15 protein-coding genes are annotated in these 17,209 nt (G+C 69.3%); 12 read left to right on the top strand and 3 right to left on the bottom strand.

What is annotated here, in order from left to right:
* Window positions 1-83: 83 nt before the first annotated feature.
* From PUN51_RS02845 to PUN51_RS02885, 9 genes are all read left to right on the top strand, one after another.
* Window positions 84-905 (top strand): alpha/beta fold hydrolase, encoded by an 822-nt coding sequence (locus PUN51_RS02845; protein WP_275179833.1) that lies wholly within the window; start codon window positions 84-86, stop codon window positions 903-905.
* Window positions 906-1,144: 239 nt separating this feature from the next.
* Window positions 1,145-2,431: an RNA polymerase factor sigma-54 gene (locus tag PUN51_RS02850; RefSeq protein WP_275179834.1), complete on the top strand. Its 1,287-nt coding sequence runs from the start codon at window positions 1,145-1,147 to the stop codon at window positions 2,429-2,431.
* 211 nt (window positions 2,432-2,642) lie between these two features.
* Entirely contained in the window at window positions 2,643-3,359 is a 717-nt protein-coding gene (locus PUN51_RS02855; RefSeq protein WP_275179835.1) for a hypothetical protein, read from the top strand.
* 34 nt (window positions 3,360-3,393) lie between these two features.
* Entirely contained in the window at window positions 3,394-4,158 is a 765-nt protein-coding gene (locus PUN51_RS02860) for a hypothetical protein (RefSeq protein WP_275179836.1), read from the top strand.
* A 30-nt stretch (window positions 4,159-4,188) separates the two neighbouring features.
* The gene (locus tag PUN51_RS02865; protein ID WP_275179837.1) at window positions 4,189-5,517 is read left to right on the top strand and encodes a hypothetical protein; all 1,329 of its coding nucleotides are present in this window, start codon (window positions 4,189-4,191) and stop codon (window positions 5,515-5,517) included.
* Between the two features lie 2 nt (window positions 5,518-5,519).
* The gene (locus PUN51_RS02870; protein ID WP_275179838.1) at window positions 5,520-7,085 is read left to right on the top strand and encodes a hypothetical protein; all 1,566 of its coding nucleotides are present in this window, start codon (window positions 5,520-5,522) and stop codon (window positions 7,083-7,085) included.
* A 34-nt stretch (window positions 7,086-7,119) separates the two neighbouring features.
* On the top strand, window positions 7,120-8,193 hold the full coding sequence (locus PUN51_RS02875; RefSeq protein ID WP_275179839.1) for a hypothetical protein: 1,074 nt from the start codon (window positions 7,120-7,122) through the stop codon (window positions 8,191-8,193).
* Window positions 8,193-8,975 carry an amidohydrolase family protein gene (locus PUN51_RS02880; protein WP_275179840.1) on the top strand — a complete coding sequence of 261 codons (783 nt, stop codon included), beginning with the start codon at window positions 8,193-8,195 and terminating at the stop codon, window positions 8,973-8,975. Before PUN51_RS02875 ends, PUN51_RS02880 begins: the two co-directional genes overlap by 1 nt.
* The gene (locus PUN51_RS02885) at window positions 8,966-9,595 is read left to right on the top strand and encodes a hypothetical protein (RefSeq protein WP_275179841.1); all 630 of its coding nucleotides are present in this window, start codon (window positions 8,966-8,968) and stop codon (window positions 9,593-9,595) included. The genes PUN51_RS02880 and PUN51_RS02885 overlap by 10 nt, the downstream gene beginning before the upstream one ends.
* 6 nt (window positions 9,596-9,601) lie before the next feature.
* Here the strand turns inward: PUN51_RS02885 and PUN51_RS02890 are convergent, their stop codons facing one another.
* From PUN51_RS02890 to PUN51_RS02900, 3 genes are all read right to left on the bottom strand, one after another.
* Entirely contained in the window at window positions 9,602-10,990 is a 1,389-nt protein-coding gene (locus PUN51_RS02890; protein ID WP_275179842.1) for a sigma-54-dependent transcriptional regulator, read from the bottom strand.
* Between the two features lie 185 nt (window positions 10,991-11,175).
* Window positions 11,176-12,099 (bottom strand): AfsR/SARP family transcriptional regulator, encoded by a 924-nt coding sequence (locus PUN51_RS02895; protein ID WP_275179843.1) that lies wholly within the window; start codon window positions 12,097-12,099, stop codon window positions 11,176-11,178.
* Window positions 12,100-12,426: 327 nt separating this feature from the next.
* On the bottom strand, window positions 12,427-13,431 hold the full coding sequence (locus tag PUN51_RS02900; protein WP_275179844.1) for an MIP/aquaporin family protein: 1,005 nt from the start codon (window positions 13,429-13,431) through the stop codon (window positions 12,427-12,429).
* A gap of 178 nt (window positions 13,432-13,609) precedes the next feature.
* Between PUN51_RS02900 and PUN51_RS02905 the strand changes: the two genes are divergently transcribed.
* The 3 genes from PUN51_RS02905 (at window position 13,610) to PUN51_RS02915 (ending at window position 17,135) form a co-directional block, all read left to right on the top strand.
* Window positions 13,610-13,990 (top strand): hypothetical protein, encoded by a 381-nt coding sequence (locus tag PUN51_RS02905; RefSeq protein ID WP_275179845.1) that lies wholly within the window; start codon window positions 13,610-13,612, stop codon window positions 13,988-13,990.
* A 152-nt stretch (window positions 13,991-14,142) separates the two neighbouring features.
* Window positions 14,143-16,767 (top strand): AMP-binding protein, encoded by a 2,625-nt coding sequence (locus PUN51_RS02910; protein WP_275179846.1) that lies wholly within the window; start codon window positions 14,143-14,145, stop codon window positions 16,765-16,767.
* A gap of 5 nt (window positions 16,768-16,772) precedes the next feature.
* On the top strand, window positions 16,773-17,135 hold the full coding sequence (locus PUN51_RS02915) for a DUF7793 family protein (protein WP_275179847.1): 363 nt from the start codon (window positions 16,773-16,775) through the stop codon (window positions 17,133-17,135).
* Window positions 17,136-17,209: the final 74 nt, after the last annotated feature.

The following is a 17,209-nucleotide window of genomic DNA, read 5'->3' on the forward strand; positions in this document are numbered from 1 at the left end:
TCCTGGCGCGAAACCCTTGACTCGGCACGCTGGACCCGAGAAGCTGAGCTGCCCCTTGGCCCGCCACTGAATGGAGCACTGCGATGACCAAGACCCAGGAAACAGGCACCGTGTCCACCGTGCTGTCGCCCGATGGCACCTCCCTCAGCGTCGAGCGGATGGGTACCGGACCCAGCCTGGTCCTGGTGGACGGGGCCTTCTGCGGCCGGAACTTCGGGCCCTCGCGTGCGCTGGCGAATGCACTGAAGGATTCCTTCACCGTCTACTTTTACGACCGGCGGGGACGCGGGGACAGCGGCGAGACGATGCCCTATGCCACCGAACGGGAAATCGAGGACCTCCAGGCGGTACTGAACGAGGCAGGCGGCAACCCCTACGTGTACGGAATTTCCTCAGGCGCCGCCCTGGCCCTCGAAGCCGCAGCAGCGGGAGTCCCGATGCGCGCGCTGGCCACCTACGAGGCGCCCTACACCGGCGTGCAGGGGCCGGACGGATCGCCCGGGAGCCACCGCGAGCACCTGGAGGCGCTGCTCAGGGACGGCAAACGCGGCAGCGCCGTGTCCTACTTCCTGGTCAAAATGGTGGGCGCACCGGCATTCCTCCCCTACCTCCTGCGCATCATGCCCGGAGTGTGGAAGAAACAGACGGCGGCCGCGAACACCCTGCCGTACGAAACCCGGGTGACCAACGACTTCACGGCGCCGGTGGAGAGGCTCCGCACCATTACCGTGCCCACCCTGGTCATGGTGGGCGGGAAGGCCGCCGGCCCCATGGCCCAGGGGCAGAAGACCATCGCGGGCGTCGTCCCCGGCAGCGAACACCGCGTCCTCGCTGGCCAAACCCACCAGGTTTCCGCTGCTGCCATCGCCACGCAGCTCAGGGGTTTCTTCGACGACGGCAAGTAGCCCGCCCGGGTTACTCCCAACGCCCCATCACTTCCCGCCCCCTTTCCGCCAACGCCCCATCACTTCCTGCCCCCTTCCCACCAACGCCCCATCACCTCCCGCCCCCTTCCTCCCAACGCCCCATCACTTCCCGCCCCCTTCCTACCAACGCCCCATCACTTCCCGCCCCCTTTCGGGCCGGTACTGCGGCCTGCCCGCGCTGCCTACCGCCGCAGGAGGCCACGGGGCTAGCCTGAACCATGGCCACCGAAGGGCCCGGTCCCGGCCTGCAGCTGCAGGCGGGGCTGCAACCCGAGCTGCGCGCGCTGCCCGGCCTGCTGAGGGCACTGGGCATGCTGTCCATGACGCACGCGGAAGTGCAGCTCGCCACCGAACGAGCCCTTGCCGACAATCCCGTCCTGGAGCGCGCCGAGGGCCACCCCTGTCCCGGGTGCGGCCGGCATGTGGCGTCCGGAACCTGCTTCCGCTGCCGGGGCCAGTCGGGCGTCTCGCAGTTCCGTGATGGCCCCGAGCCGGCCGTCAATCCGTTCGCATCGCTGGAAGCAGACGCAGGCGTTGAAGTCCACCCGGACTGCCGGCACGCGCTGGACCTAGTGCTGGCGCACCTGACCTCCCGCGGACTGCTGGACTGCGAACCGGAGCAGATCGCCCGGCAGCACGGCCTGCGCCCCGACCAGGTGCACGAGGCCCTCCGCGCCATCCGGGCCGTGGGCCCGCCAGGCATCGCCTCCACCAGCGTCGTGGAACTGCTCGCCATCCAGGCCGGGGCGCTGGTGGACGCCGGCGAGGCTCCGGACTGGCTCCCCCACCTGGTGCGCGCACACCTGGCGGACCTCGCCGCGGGAAGCACCGCCGTCGTCGTCCGTGCCATGGGACTTCCCGAGGAACAAGTCCTTGCCGGACTGGCCATGGTCAGGGAGCGGTTGCGGCCCTTTGTGGCAGTGGAGACCCGTGCCGCGGCAGCCGGCGTTCCACCGGCGGACGTGTTCCTGTACCGCCGGCCGGACGGGTCCCTGGAGGTGGAGGTTCCCGCGAGCGCGTGGTTCGGCCTCCAGGTGGTGGACCTCTCCGCCGGCCTCCCCGCGGCGTCCGGGGCGAAGCAATGGCTGACGGACCACGAACTCGCTGCCAGGCGGCTCCTGTACCAGATCGACCGCCGCGCCGGCGCCCTCCTCCGCATCACTGAGTGCGCCGTCGCGCACCAGAAGGACTTCTTGGAGCACGGCGACGCCGGACGCCACCTTCCCTTGACGCGGACGGCCGTGGCCCAGGAAATCGGGCTGCATCCCTCCACCGTGAGCAGGGCCGTGAGCGGCAAGCGGCTCCGGCTGCCCTCCGGAACCGTCACCGACCTGGCGTGCCTCTTCGGCAAGGGCCTGGCCGCCCGCGCCGCACTCCAGGAGTCCATCGCGGCGGGCGGCGCTGCCTCGGACGAACAGCTCCGCGCCGAACTGGCCCGGAGTGGATTCGTCATCGCCCGCCGGACCGTGAACAAGTACCGGCGCTCGCTCCATCTGGACTCGTAGGCGGGCCCGCAGGCACCCCAGGCAGCCGCGAATTCCTTTTCGCGCCAGCGAAATCCGGTTCGGGCCAGCGCTGCCGGCCGCCGCCGTTTCTCCCCCGCTTCCGCCCGTGCCTGAGCCCGCCCGGGTTGGCACGAATTGTGCAGTAAGAGGGTATGCGGTGTTCCGCGGTGGTGCCTCCCAGGGCACCTGCAACTCCGGAAAGGAAATACTCATGCACGACATCGATAGGGCACTGTTCGAAGGCCAGGACGAGGGCACCTGGGGCGAGGTGATGGATGAGGGGCCCGGCTACTCCTACGAGGACGAACAGTCACCCTTCCAGGGCGAAGACGCCAGCGAAGCCGGGGGGCTCTGGGGCGAGACCGACAATCAGGAAACCGACGAGCTTGCCCTCGCCGCCGAACTGCTCGAAGTCACCGACGAGGACGAGCTTGACCAGTTCCTGGGCGACCTGGCACGGAAGGCAGTCTCGGCCGCCAAGGACTTCGCCGGGAGCGCGGCAGGACAGGCAGTGGGCAAGGTCCTCAAGTCCGCCGCCCGGAAGGCCCTCCCGCAGCTGGGCCAGGCCGTAGGCAACTACTTCGTTCCCGGCGCGGGCGGGCAGGCCGGACGCCAGGTGGGCAAGTGGCTCGGCAGCAAGTTCGAATCCGGGCTCCAGCTGGAAGGCCTGTCGCCGGAGGACCGCGACCTTGAAACCGCCCGCGCCTTTGTCCGCTTCGCCACCTCCACCGCCCAGCGCGCCGCGGCCACGCCCCGGAGCATCCCCGCCGCCCAGGCAGCACAGCAGGCAGCCACCGCCGCAGCCCGGCAGCACCTCCCCGGCCTGCTCGGCCGCCCAGGCCAGAACGGCCCCGGCCAGTCCGGCCGGCCTGCCAGCGGCCGCTGGATCCGCCGCGGCCGCAACATCGTGATCCTCAACGCACGCTAACAACCCGGCACCACCCAACCCGAAGGACATTGCCATGAGCACCAACTACTACGAGACCGAGTCCGCACCCTGGGCGCAGGAAGACGAAGACGAAGGGAACTTCAGCGGCTACGAGGGCGGATCCGACCGAGAGGAAAACCTGGAGACCGAGCTGGCTATGGAACTCCTCAGCCTCAACTCCGAGGACGAACTGGACCAGTTCCTGGGCAGCCTGGCCCGCAGCGTGGTGAAGAACGCCTCCCGGTTCATCAAGTCACCCATCGGCAAGGCCCTGGGCGGCGCCCTCAAATCCGTCGCCAAGACGGCGCTGCCCATTGTGGGAGGTGCCATCGGCTCCTTCGTCGCTCCCGGCGTCGGGACCGCCATTGGCAGCAAGCTTGGCTCCATGGCCGGCGGCCTGCTCGAGGCCGAGGAAGCCGAAAATATGGACGAATCAGAGGCTGAGGAAGAGGCCGCCCGCCGCTACGTCCGGTTTGCCCGCGCCGCCTACCGCAACGCCGCACGGACCCCCGTCTCGGTCCCGCCCAACGCGGCCGCCCGCGCCGCGGCCACCGCCGCCGCCCGCCGGTACGCCCCGTCCCTGCTCCGCGCCCGCCAGGCAGCCCGGCGCGGGACCCGGAACTACCGCGGCGGCGGCACCCGGATCTACAACACCCAGTACTCGGGTGCAGTGTGGGGCGCCCCGGACGAAGGCTGGGACAGCCAGCAGGACGGCAACGACAACGGCAATTCCGGGAGCGGCGCCGACGAAGGCCGCTGGATCCGCCGCGACGGCCGCGTCATCCTCTTGGGGATATAACCTGCCGGCGGCTGACGGCAGGCGATCGGGATGGAAACGAACACCATCAGCACCGCGCTCATCGAGAGCGAGGCGGACGGCCTGGTGTCCCGGCTGGACCAGATCAAGCCCTTCGTCATGCAGGAAACCATGGTCCTGGCCGCCGCACTGCCCCGGGACGCCCAGCTGCTGATCGAACGCTTCCTCCACGCAGGACGCCACGAACTCCGGGTCCAGGTTGCCGAGTTCCTGGACTGGCTGCACGGCGACGGCAGGACCGCCAGTCCCGCCGAACAGCAGCGCCGGTTCGTCCTGATCCGCCTCCAATTCAACGTGGTGCTGGCACAGTTCGACCTGTTCACCGAGGTGGTCACCCAGCGCAGCGAGCACTCCACCGGCGTCTGGCTTTCCGGGCTGGACATCCTGGCCCAGGACGCCTTGCGGCTGGACGGAAACCACGACGACGGCGACGCACGGCTGGTGGTCTACCTCGCCAGGGGTGCGGGTGCTGCCATCCGGCGGGCCAAGACCCGTCTGCCCGGCGGCAAACCGAACCCGGTGGGGATCATCAGGCTTCCCCGGGAGCGGATGGTGGGCAGCGGGATCGCCTCCTCCCTGGCCCACGAGGTGGGACACCAGGGAGCGGCGCAGCTGGACCTGGTGTCGTCCCTCCGCGCGGAACTCGACCGGCGTGCACAGCAGGACCCGGACGGCGGGTGGGACGTGTGGTCCCTGTGGATCAGCGAGATCGTGGCGGACATGTGGTCCGTCGCGACCGTGGGCATCACCTCCACCGTGGGCCTGCTGGCGGTGGTCAGCCTCCCCCGCTACTTCGTCTTCCGGCCGGGCGGCACCGATCCCCACCCGATGCCCTATCTCCGGGTGCTGATCTCCGCGGCGCTGGGCGACGCCCTCTACCCGCACCCCCAGTGGCGCGGGCTGGCATCCGTGTGGCGGGCCATGTACCCGCCCGCAGGGCTGCCGGCGGAGCACCTCGCCTGGATCGGCAAGTGCGAGGCCCACATCGGCGACCTGGTCTCCCTGCTCATGAACCACCCCGTCCCGGCGGCCGGGGGCCGGAAACTGGGAACCCTCTGGCCCACCCGCGAACGGCGGCCCGAGCGGCTGCTCCGCCTGCACCAGGACTGGGGCGGCGACTTCGGGGTCATGGCCCGGCAACGGCCCGCACTGGTGTTCGCGGTCCTGGGCCAGGCCAAAGCCGCCGGCCGCATCACCGCCGAGGAGGAAAGCTCGCAGCTGTCCTCGCTGCTCACCGCATGGGCGGTCCGCAGCAGCCTGGACGACATGGGCGCCCCCGCACGCCTGGCCGGCAGCCCGGCACACTACCTCACCACACCAGCACTAACAACAAGGAGATAGCCATGGATTTCAATCGACGGCCGGTTGCACCGGTGTATGCCGGACAGGATGTGGGAATCCGTTTCCAGCTGGAAAGCTCGGACCCCCTGGGCGACTACAACTTCCAGGTCCTGGACGAACGGGGCAGGAGCATCCCCATCGGCGGGAACAAGGGCGGCATTTTCACCAAGACCATGAGCCGGGGCAAAGCGCTGGAGCTGAAGGTACGGCTCCCCGACCCGCTGGAATACCGGGTGCGGTTCCGCCCCAACATGCGCGGCATCGTGGGGAACTGGACCATCATTGACCGGATCGACGTCCAGGCACCGGACTCCGAACCGGTCATCAAGGTGGCCCTGGAGCCCAACGATGCCCCCAACAGCGGACACGCCCAGCTGTGGGACTTCATCTCCGGGGTGGCCGGGAACCTGACCTACACCAACTTCGCTGCCTTCGCGAAGACCAAGGCAAAGACGTTCGGCTCGCTCCCGCCCTTCGGCGGCCTCACCTACCAGAACCTGCACGCGCTGTCCGTGGAATTCATCTCCAAGGGCGCCCTGGGGAACAAGTTCGATCCGCTCCGCAAGAAAGGGTCCGGATGGGGGCCCGCCAACCACAGCGCTCAGGCCATCCCCCTGTCCTACGTCAGCGACCAGGACAACGACCTCGCCCGGCCCTTCCCGGACGGCATCCCGAACGGCCAGTACCCGCTGGAACAGGTGCCGTTCGTCGAGCTGATTTACGTGTACTGGCTGGAGGAAGGCATGCTCTTCCAGTCCCTGAACAGGATCCTGGCCCGCTTCCAGAACCGGCGGTCACAGCCGGACGGGGACCCGCTCTCGCGGCTGGCCGTCAGCCCGCTGCTGCCGCTGCGCGGGCTCCTGTGGGGACTGGCCGAGGCCGAGAAGGACCGGCTCTCGCTGCGCCGCCGCGCCGCGGAGTACGAGTACCAGTACGGCCTCCAGCTGATCGGCCGCGCGATTCCCCCGGCGGAAATGCTGGTGGAGCGGCGGACCCAGTTCCTTGACGCGTTCCACAGCCTGCTCAATGCCTGCCACCGCTACTACAAGGAGTTCAGCGACAAGACCGTGGACGCGGACGCGTTCCCGCTCCTGAGCAACCTGCAGGAACTGCACCTGGTCCTGGCCGCCGGCGCGAACAACCAGTTCGCCGACGTCTCGCTGTCCGCCCGGATTGAGACCCTGGACGTGCAGTGGATGCTGGCCCAGCCCGAAATGCGCGAGTTCCTGGGCGGGCGCACCATGGTCCCGTACCAGGAAGAGTGGATGGGCCGGGTGGACACCATGAAGCTGATGCAGGAATGGTCCGACGCCAGCGTGACCCACTTCTACGACCTGGCCGTCCACGGAGAGCAGCTGCTGCTGTCCGTGCGGCATGGCCGGTGGAACGAGTCCGGCATGACCAGTGATGACGCCAAGAACTGGGCGCTCAAGTGGAAGCCGTCTGTCCAGCGCTACATCCACGCCTACCGGGCCGTCACCGGGGTGGACCTCAGCGAGCGCGTGGACACCACCATGCCGTCCGCGCTGCTGCAGCGCCGGCTGGCCCGGAAGCTGGTCCGGTATTAGGGACAGCCGGGTCAGGAAAGGGCCAGGTACAAAGATGGCCGGGTCACCGGGCGGGGAGGACTTCACCTCCGCACTGTTCCTGGGCCAGCACCACCCCAGCACCGGGCTCACCCCGTGGGCGGAGTTCACCACCGGAGTGCCCGCCGCGCTGCGGGAGCTGCCGGCCGCCGCGGAGCTGGCGTCCCTGGTTGCCGCGCAACAGCAGGCCGACGGCGGCCTGGTGGCCAGGTCGGCGCTGCACGGAATGATGGATGTACTGCAGTCGCTCCCCCGGCCCGGGGATGTGCTCCTGGTGGACGAGGACGCGTACCCGCTGTCCCAGTGGGCGTGCCGGGCCTCGCTCCCCCGGGGCGTGCGGGTGGTGACGTACCCCCACTTCCGGCCGCCCGCCGTCGTGCCTTCCAACGGACCGGCACCTTCTGCCAAAACCTGGGTGGTGACTGATGGCTGGTGCCAGGGGTGCGGGCGCCCCGCACCCCTGGCCCAGCTGCATTCCATCGCGGCGAGGACCGGCGGCCAGGTGATCGTTGACGACTCCCTGGCGTTTGGCGTCCTGGGCCGGACGTCCGGCCGCGTCGGCTTTGGGGACGGTACCGGCACGGCACGGTGGCTGGGCTTGTCCCATGACCGGCTGCTGTGGCTTGGTTCGCTGGCCAAGGCCTACGGCACGCCGGTCACGGTGATCACGGGTGACAGCACCACCGTGGGCATGGTGGCCCGCCAGGGCGGGAACCGGATGCACAGCAGCCCGCCCTCGGCGGCGGACCTTGCCGCCGGGATCGGGGCCATCCGCAGCAGCGGCCTCCCCCGGCTGCGGCGGCGGCTGTGGCGGCTGACCCTCTGGCTGCGGACAGCATTCGCCGACCTGGGCCTTCCGCCGATGGGGCTTCCCTTCCCCATTGTCGGAACCCGGCTGGGCTCCCTGCCGCTGGCACGCCGGTGGCGGACTGCACTCGCAGCCCGGGGCGTGCAGGCGCTGGTGCAGCTGCCCCGCTGCCGGCCCGGCGCCATGCTGTCCGCCGTGGTGCGCGCCGACCACAGCCAGGCTGACCTGGACCGGCTGGTGCGGGGACTGGCCGCGGTGACGCGGGACAGGCGGGCGGCCTGATGATTGTGGATTCGCACGTCCATGTGGGGACCGCCGGTGTACCGCTGGGCCCGGCCGGCCCCGCCGCGTCCTTTGCACTGTGGCGGAAGCGGGCTGCCGCCGTCGGAATTTTCCGTGGTGTGCTGATGGCTGCGCCGGGTGGCACCTACGCGGCCGCCAACCGGGCCGTGGGGCAGCTTGCCCTGAGGGAGCCCGGCGGGTGGCTTTGGTATGTGTTCGTCAATCCCGTGGCCGACCGCGGGCGGGTGGGCGCCATGGTGGCGGCCGCCCACGCACGCGGCGCCTGCGGGATCAAGGTGCACTGGTCCGACGGACCCGCAACGGATGAGGTGGCGCTGGCCGCGGAACGCCATCAGATGCCGGTGCTTTTTGACCCGGGCGGGGACGTGCAGCTGGTCTGCCACCTGGCCGGGCGGCATCCGGGGGTTGCTTGGATAGTTCCGCATTTGTCGTCCTTCAACGACGACTGGCGCGCCCAGAAACGGCTGACCGATGCGCTGGTCCAGCTGCCCAACATCTTCACGGACAGCTCAGGAGTGCGGTACTTCGACCTGCTGGAGGAGGCCGTGGCCCGGGCCGGATCGCGGAAGGTGCTGTTCGGCAGCGACGGGCCGTACCTGCACCCCGCGCCCGAGCTCGCCAAAATATTCGCGCTGGAGCTGCCGCCGGCCGACCGCGACCTCATCCTGGGCGGCAACGTCCTGAGGCTGACGGGACCGGCCCGGAGCGGGCGCTGCTGCACCGATGCAGGACAGGACAGGAGGAAGAAGGCATGGCTGTAAATGTGCCGGCCGCGGGTCCGGAGCCGATCAGGGCGCCGGGGATGGCCGAGATAAAACCGGACAACGGGCCGGCGATCAGGGGCGGCCTCAACCAGCTGCGCGCCTACCTCCGGCAGAGCGAGGCCGCCCGCCGGGCGGGGCCTGGCAGCAGGACGGCACGGCCCGCATGGATGGCGGGCAACGAGCCCCGGCGGGAATCCGTGTGGTTGATTACCTACCGGCCCTGGCCGCCCGGGCCATCGCCCAGCCAGGTGCGCATCTTCGCCCACGAAATCGCCGGGGACCGGCTGGTGGCCAGGACCAGCAGGGATGACCGGCTGCCGGCCACGAAGGACCTGGTGAAGTCCCGCCGCGAACTGCCGCCCGTCCAGCTGGCAAAATTCATTCCGTTTCCGTCACCGGACAAGCAGCCGGACATGTTCGGGCTCGCCGTGGAGGACCTGGTCCGCCAGCAGTTCGGCAGGATCTATAAACGTGCCAACTACCGGGGCCGGCTCCCCGGACGGAAGGGGCCGGACGTCCTCTGGCGCGAACTGGGGGACCTGTTCCGGGAACTCGCCGAAGAGACCGGCGACGGGTACTGGCACGAGGTGGCGGAGGAGCTGGACCGCGGAGCCTAGCTGGAGCTAGGCACCGCCGGTGTCCGTCCTGCGGGCCTGCCGCTGCTGGACGGCACGGTCCGTGAGCCCCAGCATGGTGGCCGCCGAATGGACGTTCCCGCCGCTCCGTTCCACCGCAACCGCCACGGCCGCCTCCGCCGCGCGTTCCTTGATGTCCCGCAGCCCAAGGCCCGCGTCCACTGCCCAGGCCACCGCCCTGGTTAGCGGATCGACGGCGAGCGGATCGACGGCGCCGGCTGGGCCGCCGTCGTACGCGTTCTGGTCCCGGTCCGCTCCCGGGTGCCCTGCCTGCGGCCTGTCCTCGCGGGGAAGGTCGCCCGGGGTGATGGCCCCCGGCCCGACGTGCCGCGCCGCGATGCGGAAGGCCAGCTGCCGGAGGTCGCGCAGGTTGCCCGGGTAGCTGCGGCGGAGCAGGACGTCCTGGACGGCCGGATCCACCTCCGGATCGGTCCGGGCGCCGGTGGCCTCGCGGCAAAAGCGGGCGAAAAGGCACAGGATGTCCTCCAGCCGGTCCCGCAGCGGCGGCATGGTGACAACCGAGGCGGCAATGCGGTGGTAGAGGTCGGTGCGGAAACTGCCGGCGGTGACTTCACGGGCCAGGTCGCGGTTGGTGGCGCAGATCAGCCGGAATTTGCTGTGCAGCCACCTGTCGCCGCCCACGCGTTTGTACGTGCCTTCCTGGACCACGCGGAGCAGCTCGGGCTGGAGTTCCAGGGGGAGTTCGCCCACCTCATCGAGGAACAGGGAGCCCTGGTCGGCACCGGAGCAGGCGCCGGTCCGCACGCTCACCGCGCCCGTGAAGGCGCCACGTTCGTGGCCGAACAACTCGCTGCCCATCAGCGTGGGGACGATGGTAGTGCAGTCCACCACCACCAGGTTGCCGCGCTGGCTGCTGACCGCGTGGGCCACCCGGGCCGCCAGTTCCTTGCCGGTCCCCGTCTCCCCCTGGATCAGGATGGGTGCATTCCCGAACTTCGCGGCCACCACCAGGTCCCGGAGCGCCGACCGCAGCGCCGGGCTCTGCCCCGCCAGCTTGTCCCGGACCGGAACGGAGTCGATGACCGTTTCCACGTCCTCGATCCGCTGCAGCCACGCCGCCACCGGCTCCACCTGGCCGTGCCAGGCCATGCATTCCGCCGCACCCGCCTCAAGCACCGGCCAGGGTTTCAGCCTTCCGTCCGGCGGCCCGAACACCAGCACCCGGCACCTGCCGTATTCCGCCATCCCCAGGGCCGAGACCAGGTCCTGCGACTGCGCCGCGGCAAAGATGATGCCTGCGGTGGCGGCAGTCTCTGGAGCATCCGCCAGCGTGAGGGGGACGTGTGCGGCACGGAGGGTTTCGATGGCCTCACTGGCCCAGGCCTGCCGGCCACTGAGGTCCATTACCCACGGCATAGAGCCCCTCGCAGATCCGCTGCCGGCACTTCGCCTGCGCAACGAAGCTGACCATGCCCGGCGTTACAGCCCCGTTACTGCCACTGCTACTGCCGCGGCGCCAGAGGATCTTGCGCCAATCTTTCAGGAAAAACCGCGGGTTGCTGATGGTTTTTCACGCATGATCAGGGTCAACGGATGAGGAGTCAGATAACACCATGACCGACCACAGCGTCCCTGACGGGCCCGGGGTCCCCGCCAGCGGCGGCACCTTGGTGATCCACACGTGGAGCGAGCCCGACGGCGAACACGGCTTCCGCGCGCGGGTCACCTACAGCGAGGGGTCCGGGCAGCACGGCAGCCTCTCCACCGTGGACCGGGAGGAAGTCCTCCACGCCGTGCGTCAGTGGCTGGCCGCCCAGGACGGGTGAAAACCGCGCGGGTGGATACCCCGCCTGCACGGCGTCGACGAGTTTGGTGAGCGCTTCCGACGGCAGGACGCCCAGGTCCCTGCGCAGGGCCTTTGTGTAGTTCCCGTAGGCGTGCAGCGCGGAAACAGGGTTCCCCATTTCCAGTTCCGCGGTGACCAGGGCCCGCACGGCGCTCTCGTAAAGGGGTTCGATTTCCAAAGCAGCGCCCGCCGCTTCCGCAGCGCCGCCGCAGTCCCCCGCCTGCAGCAGTGAACGTGCCAGGAGCGTCAGGGCGCGCAGCCGGTCCTGCTGCAGCCGGCTTTGCTCGAACAGTACCCAGTCCTCGTACCAGCCGGGCAGCAGCTCAGCGTCCCGCAGGTCCAGCAGGGCCCTGGTGGCGGCCCCGCTTCCTGCCGGAGTGTCCTGGAGCAGGGCCCGCACCCGGTAGAGATCCACCTGTACCGACGGGTCCAGGGCCAGCACCGGTCCGTCCTTCACCAGCATCCCGGGGATCTGGCGCGTGGCCAGGTGGACGCTGACCCTGAGGCTCTCCAGTGCCCGGGGCTCGGGGCAGTCCGGCCAGAGGAGCCCGGCAATATAGTTCCGCACCCTGGGGCCGCGGATGGCAAGCGCGGCGATCAGGCGCTGCTGGCGGACGGCAACATGGATAATTTCTCCGTCGCGGCGCAGTTGCCAACACCGGAGCAGGTCCAATTCCACATGTCCACAGCCACCACCGCCCACGGGACACCTCAGCCGGGTTGAAGTACCTGAACTACGTAAAAATGAGGATCCTCAGCTTGAAAATGAATGTCAATGTAGCGGGGCCCCTAATCGGGTTGGGAGGGCGCGCTCTCGAAAGCTGCCCGCGACGCGCCATCACCTCCTGCCCCTTTCCCTGAAACGCCCCATCACCTCCTGCCCCTTTCCCTGAAACGCCCCATCACTTCTGGCCCCTACCCCGGCAATCCCCCATCACCCGGCGTGCGAAAGGCGCGGGCCGCCGTCGCACTTTCCTGCCGGGGTGCCCGCGCCTGACGCCTGTACCTAAGCCGCCCGCCTCTTCGGCACGGTATGCGTCTTCGGCACGGCCACAGCCTCAGTGGCCGGAGGCGTTTCACCGCCGGCGCGGCCCGGAGGCGTGGATTCCTGCAGCCGGGCCCGGGCGTCGAGGACGTCACCGATGAACCAGTCGTAGATCAGCACGCCGATCACACCGCCCACCACCGGGCCCACGATGGGAACCCAGAAGTACCAGCTGAAGGCCCCGTCCACTGTGCCAGGCAGCGCCGTTTGGCCCCATCCGGCCAGCCATGCGAAGAGCCGCGGCCCGAAGTCGCGGGCAGGGTTGATGGCGTAGCCGGCGTTGGCGCCGAGGGAAATGCCGATGGCGGCGACCGCGAGCCCGATCATGAACGGGCCCAGGTTCGCCTGGACGGCGGTGTTGCGCATATCGATGATGGCCACGACGAAGATGACCAGGAACGCCGTGCCCACAATTTGGTCAATCAGCGGGCCCGTGGGGTTGCCGTTGAAGTACGGTGCCGGGAACGTGGCGAAGATGGAGTAGCTGGCGAGCCCCTTCGCGTCGGCGCGGCCGGTGCCGACGGCCTTGTTGTAGGCGTCGATGGCGTTGTAGTAGAGCAGGTAGACCAACGCAGCCCCGGCGAAGGCGCCCACCACCTTGGCCGCGATGTACGGCCCCACCTTCCGCCAGGGGAACTTCCGGCGGACGGCGAACGCAATGGTCACGGCCGGGTTGATGTGGGCGCCGCTGACGCCGCCGGCCACGTAGACGGCCAGCGCCACGGCCAGGGCCCATCCCCAGGCAATGAGCAGCCAGTCGCCCGCGGCCATGAAGATGGTGGTTGAGGTGGCGGCGCGGCCGGATCCGGGCAGCGCGGCGACCGCCATGGCCACCACGCCGTCGCCGAACGCAATCAGCACAAAGGTGCCCAGGAACTCGGCAAGGAGCTCGCCCCAGGTTCCACCCAGTTGTTTGAGTCCGCTGCCATTGCGGACGGCATTTCGTAGCGGACTGATATCACTCATCGCGCGTACCTTCTTTGCGATTTTGGCTTTGTCCTTGGCTTCATCCGGACGGATTGACAATCCGGGTACTTTGATGCTTCGCCGAAAGTGTCCCTAGGCAACAGTCCGAAGAAACGGCAGCCCCCATAGGCTCAGGACCGCACCCTGGAGACGTGGAGTTCGTTCGAAAGGCAAGATCATGAACGACAACGGCAGCATCGACAAAACCCCGGTCCCGGATGAGGCACCTGAGGAACGTGACCTGCGCGGACGGTACGTCGAAGGCAACTTTGGCAAAGCCGGTGCCCAGCGCGGCCGCCATGCTGAAGACGACGAGGGCCAGTACATCGAAGGGGACTACGGTCCCGCGGGCAGCGAAGGCGGACTGCCCGAACCCCTGGGCGACAGGACCGTGGGAGCCGGACGCTACGTCAAGGCCGACTACGGCCAGGCCGGCCCGGTGCCCGGCCGGACCGCGGCTTCCGAAACCGGCCGGTACCCGGAAGGCGATTACGGCAAGGGCGGCGCCGTGGATCCCACGCGCAAGCCGGTCGCCCCGGACGCCCACGCGGAGCCTTAGCACCTGACGTTGGACCGCGGCCTGCTTGCCTGCACAAGGCGGGCAGGCCGCGTTGGCGCGCGCCGGCGTCGTACCTTTCGCCTCCTACCTCGTCAGCCGCCTTCCATTACGTCCATTTGAGTTAGGTTAGCCTCACCTTCTAAAGTGCTCCGGTGACGTTAGAGACAAAGCTCGCCGGAGTCCCCTTCGCGGCCAATCTGGCCAGGTTCGGGGACCGCATTGCCGTCAGGACCGGCAGCGAGTCGCTGAGCTACCGGGAACTGGGCCGCCGTGTGCAGGAAATGGCCGCCTCCTTCGGGCACGGCCGGCGGCTTGTCGCGTTGCAGGCCGACAACACGCTCCCGGCCCTGGTGGCGTACCTGGCCGCGCTGTCCTCCGGAAATCCCCTGCTGGTCCTGCCCACCAGCCCCGCAGCCGCGGAAGCGCTCACGGATGCCTATGATCCGGACATCGTGGTCCGCATGGGAAGCGGGCAGGCACTACTGGACGTGCGCCGGGACGAGACGCGCCACGAACTGCATCCCGAACTCGCGCTGCTGCTCAGCACCTCCGGGTCCACCGGTTCACCGAAGCTGGTCCGCTTGTCCGCCGACGGCATCCAGGCCAATGCCGCCGCGATCGGAGAGTACCTCCAGTTGCGCCCCACCGACAGGGCCGCCACCACGCTCCCCCTCTCCTACTGCTACGGGATGAGCGTGGTGAACAGCCACCTCCTGGCGGGAGCGTCACTGGCCCTGACCGATCTCTCCGTGGTGGACCCCTGTTTCTGGGACCTGGTCCGGGCGGAGAGCGTCACATCCTTCGCCGCGGTGCCTTACACGTTCGACCTCCTGGACCGCGTGGGCTTCGCGGGCATGGACGTGCCCAGCCTGCGCTACATCACCCAGGCCGGCGGACGGCTTGCGCCGGAGCGGGTGCGTTCCTACGCGGAGGTGGGCCGGCAGCAGGGGTGGGACCTGTACGTGATGTACGGGCAGACGGAGGCTACCGCGCGCATGGCCTACCTGCCGCCGGACCAGGCCTTGGAGCATCCGAACGCCGTCGGCGTGCCGGTGCCGGGCGGCTCCTTCCGGCTGGAGCCTGTTCCTGGGCTGGACGCCTGCGAACTCGTCTACAGCGGCCCGAACGTCATGCTGGGGTACGCCGGACGGCCGCAGGACCTCAGCCTGGGCCGCGTTGTTGACGAGCTCCACACGGGCGACCTTGCCCGGCGCGGCGCGGACGGCCTCTACGAGATCGTGGGCAGGCGGAGCCGCTTCGTGAAGATCGTGGGACTCCGGGTGGACCTGGGGCAGGTAGAGCGGATGCTGGCGGACCTCGGCGTGACCGCGGCCGCCGCAGGGTCAGACGATGCGGTGGTGGCCGTCGTCGAAGGCGACCACGATTTGGGCCTCCTTGCCAAAACCCTGGCGCAGGACCTCGGCCTGCCGCGCGCCGCCGTCGAACTTCACCCCGTGGAGGCGATCCCCCGCCTGGGCAACGGCAAACCGGACTACCCTGCCGTCGCGGCACTCGCCGGCGCAGGGGCAGCGGCCGGTGAACGCGGAGGGGACGACGGCGGCCCGACGGTCCCGGACGCGGGCTCCATGGACGTTGGGCGCATCTTCTCCGAGGTGCTTGAAGTGGGCAGCGTGTCCGCCACAGACACGTTTGTGTCCCTGGGCGGCGATTCCCTGTCCTACGTGGCGGCGTCCATCCGGCTGGAGGATGCCCTCGGGTACCTCCCCGAAGGCTGGCACCTGATGCCGGTCTGCGAACTGTCGTCCACGCGGCACCGGGTCCGTCAGGCCGTTGCGCCTCCCGAGGGCCGCGCCGGAACCAATAGAACGCGGCGGCTGTTCGCGCCCATGGAAACCGGGATCGTGCTGCGCGCGGTGGCGATCGTTGCCATCGTCTCAACGCACATCGGGTTCTTCCACTGGCAAGGCACCGCGCACGTGCTCATGGCTGTGGCCGGCTACAACTTTGCGCGCTTCCAGCTCTCCGGCAGCCGCACGGAACGGTTCCGGCGGCACCAGCGGAGCATTGCCCGGATTGTGGCGCCCAGCGTGGCGGTGATCGGGCTCGCGTTCGCCGTGACGGACAAGTATGCGTGGCACAACGTGTTCCTGCTCAATACGCTCCTGGGGCCTCCGGGGTGGAGCGACTACTCCCGCTTCTGGTTCGTGGAAATCCTGGTCCACATCCTGATCGGGCTGGCTTTCCTGCTCGCGGTCCCGGCGGTGGACCGCGTGGTGCGGCGATGGCCGTGGGCGTGTGGCGTGGCCCTGGTGGTTGTGGACATGCCGCTGCTCTTCGGCCTGGTGGACAGCCGGTACCCGGGCCAGGGGCCGGTCCTGTGGCTGTTTGGCCTTGGCTGGGCAGCCGCCGCCTCCCGCACGGTGTGGCAGAGGTCGGCCGTGACGGCGCTCGCCTTCCTGACCGTTCCGGCCTCGTTCGACAATCCGTACCGGAGCGCCACCATCCTGGCGGGCTGCCTGCTTCTGCTCTGGCTGCCGGCCCTCCGGGTGCCCCGCGGGCTGCACCGGACCACGGCTCTGTTGGCCAGCGCGTCGCTGTACATTTACGTCACCCACTGGCTGGTGTACCCGCTGTTCGAGTCCGTGGACGTTGCGGAGCCGCTTGCCAAGGGGATTGCCGTGCTGGCGTCGGTGGTGTGCGGGATCCTCTACTGGGCGGTGGCCACGCGGGCAATGGCTGCGGTGGAGCGGCACCTGAAGGGCCGGCGTGCGTTGCCGCCCCGTATTGCCGTGGGCCGTGAAGCACCAGCAAAGTAGAAGGCATGGATGACGTCACCGGCACCATCGAGCTCTCCGGGAAACTGCTGCACCTCAAGTGGGAGCACGGGGACGTGGTCACCGAGCGCGACGCGGAGGCGCTGATGAAGCGCGCCAAAGTCCTCAGCGCAGGCCGTACCCTGCCGCTGCTGGTCGAGATGACGGGAGTGGCGTGGATTGACCAAGGCGCACTGAAGGCTTTCGCCGGCACCTGGCCCCTGACACGCGCGGCCGTGGTGGGCACCTCCCCCGTGGACCAGACCATCGCCGACTTCTACACCGGGCGGCACAAACCGGTGCACCCCACCCGGTTCTTCACGTCCATGGACGAGGCAATGGCGTGGCTGGAGGAAGAACACCGGCCGTAGGTCCCCTCCGCCCCCGGCATGTGGGCGGCGAAGGGGGACCTGCGCATAGAAAAGGACTTTGCGCAGCTCGGGCG

It is taken from the genome of Arthrobacter sp. NQ4, assembly GCF_029077345.1.
Classification (GTDB): Bacteria; Actinomycetota; Actinomycetes; order Actinomycetales; family Micrococcaceae; genus Arthrobacter.

Excerpts from the sequence above, each read along its gene's own strand:
- PUN51_RS02845 (WP_275179833.1), top strand. The coding sequence starts at position 84 with ATGACCAAGACCCAGGAAACAGGCACCGTGTCCACCGTGCTGTCGCCC.
- PUN51_RS02850 (WP_275179834.1), top strand. The coding sequence starts at position 1,145 with ATGGCCACCGAAGGGCCCGGTCCCGGCCTGCAGCTGCAGGCGGGGCTG.
- PUN51_RS02855 (WP_275179835.1), top strand. The coding sequence starts at position 2,643 with ATGCACGACATCGATAGGGCACTGTTCGAAGGCCAGGACGAGGGCACC.
- PUN51_RS02860 (WP_275179836.1), top strand. The coding sequence starts at position 3,394 with ATGAGCACCAACTACTACGAGACCGAGTCCGCACCCTGGGCGCAGGAA.
- PUN51_RS02865 (WP_275179837.1), top strand. The coding sequence starts at position 4,189 with ATGGAAACGAACACCATCAGCACCGCGCTCATCGAGAGCGAGGCGGAC.
- PUN51_RS02870 (WP_275179838.1), top strand. The coding sequence starts at position 5,520 with ATGGATTTCAATCGACGGCCGGTTGCACCGGTGTATGCCGGACAGGAT.
- PUN51_RS02875 (WP_275179839.1), top strand. The coding sequence starts at position 7,120 with ATGGCCGGGTCACCGGGCGGGGAGGACTTCACCTCCGCACTGTTCCTG.
- PUN51_RS02880 (WP_275179840.1), top strand. The coding sequence starts at position 8,193 with ATGATTGTGGATTCGCACGTCCATGTGGGGACCGCCGGTGTACCGCTG.
- PUN51_RS02885 (WP_275179841.1), top strand. The coding sequence starts at position 8,966 with ATGGCTGTAAATGTGCCGGCCGCGGGTCCGGAGCCGATCAGGGCGCCG.
- PUN51_RS02890 (WP_275179842.1), bottom strand. The coding sequence starts at position 10,990 with ATGCCGTGGGTAATGGACCTCAGTGGCCGGCAGGCCTGGGCCAGTGAG.
- PUN51_RS02900 (WP_275179844.1), bottom strand. The coding sequence starts at position 13,431 with ATGAGTGATATCAGTCCGCTACGAAATGCCGTCCGCAATGGCAGCGGA.
- PUN51_RS02905 (WP_275179845.1), top strand. The coding sequence starts at position 13,610 with ATGAACGACAACGGCAGCATCGACAAAACCCCGGTCCCGGATGAGGCA.
- PUN51_RS02915 (WP_275179847.1), top strand. The coding sequence starts at position 16,773 with ATGGATGACGTCACCGGCACCATCGAGCTCTCCGGGAAACTGCTGCAC.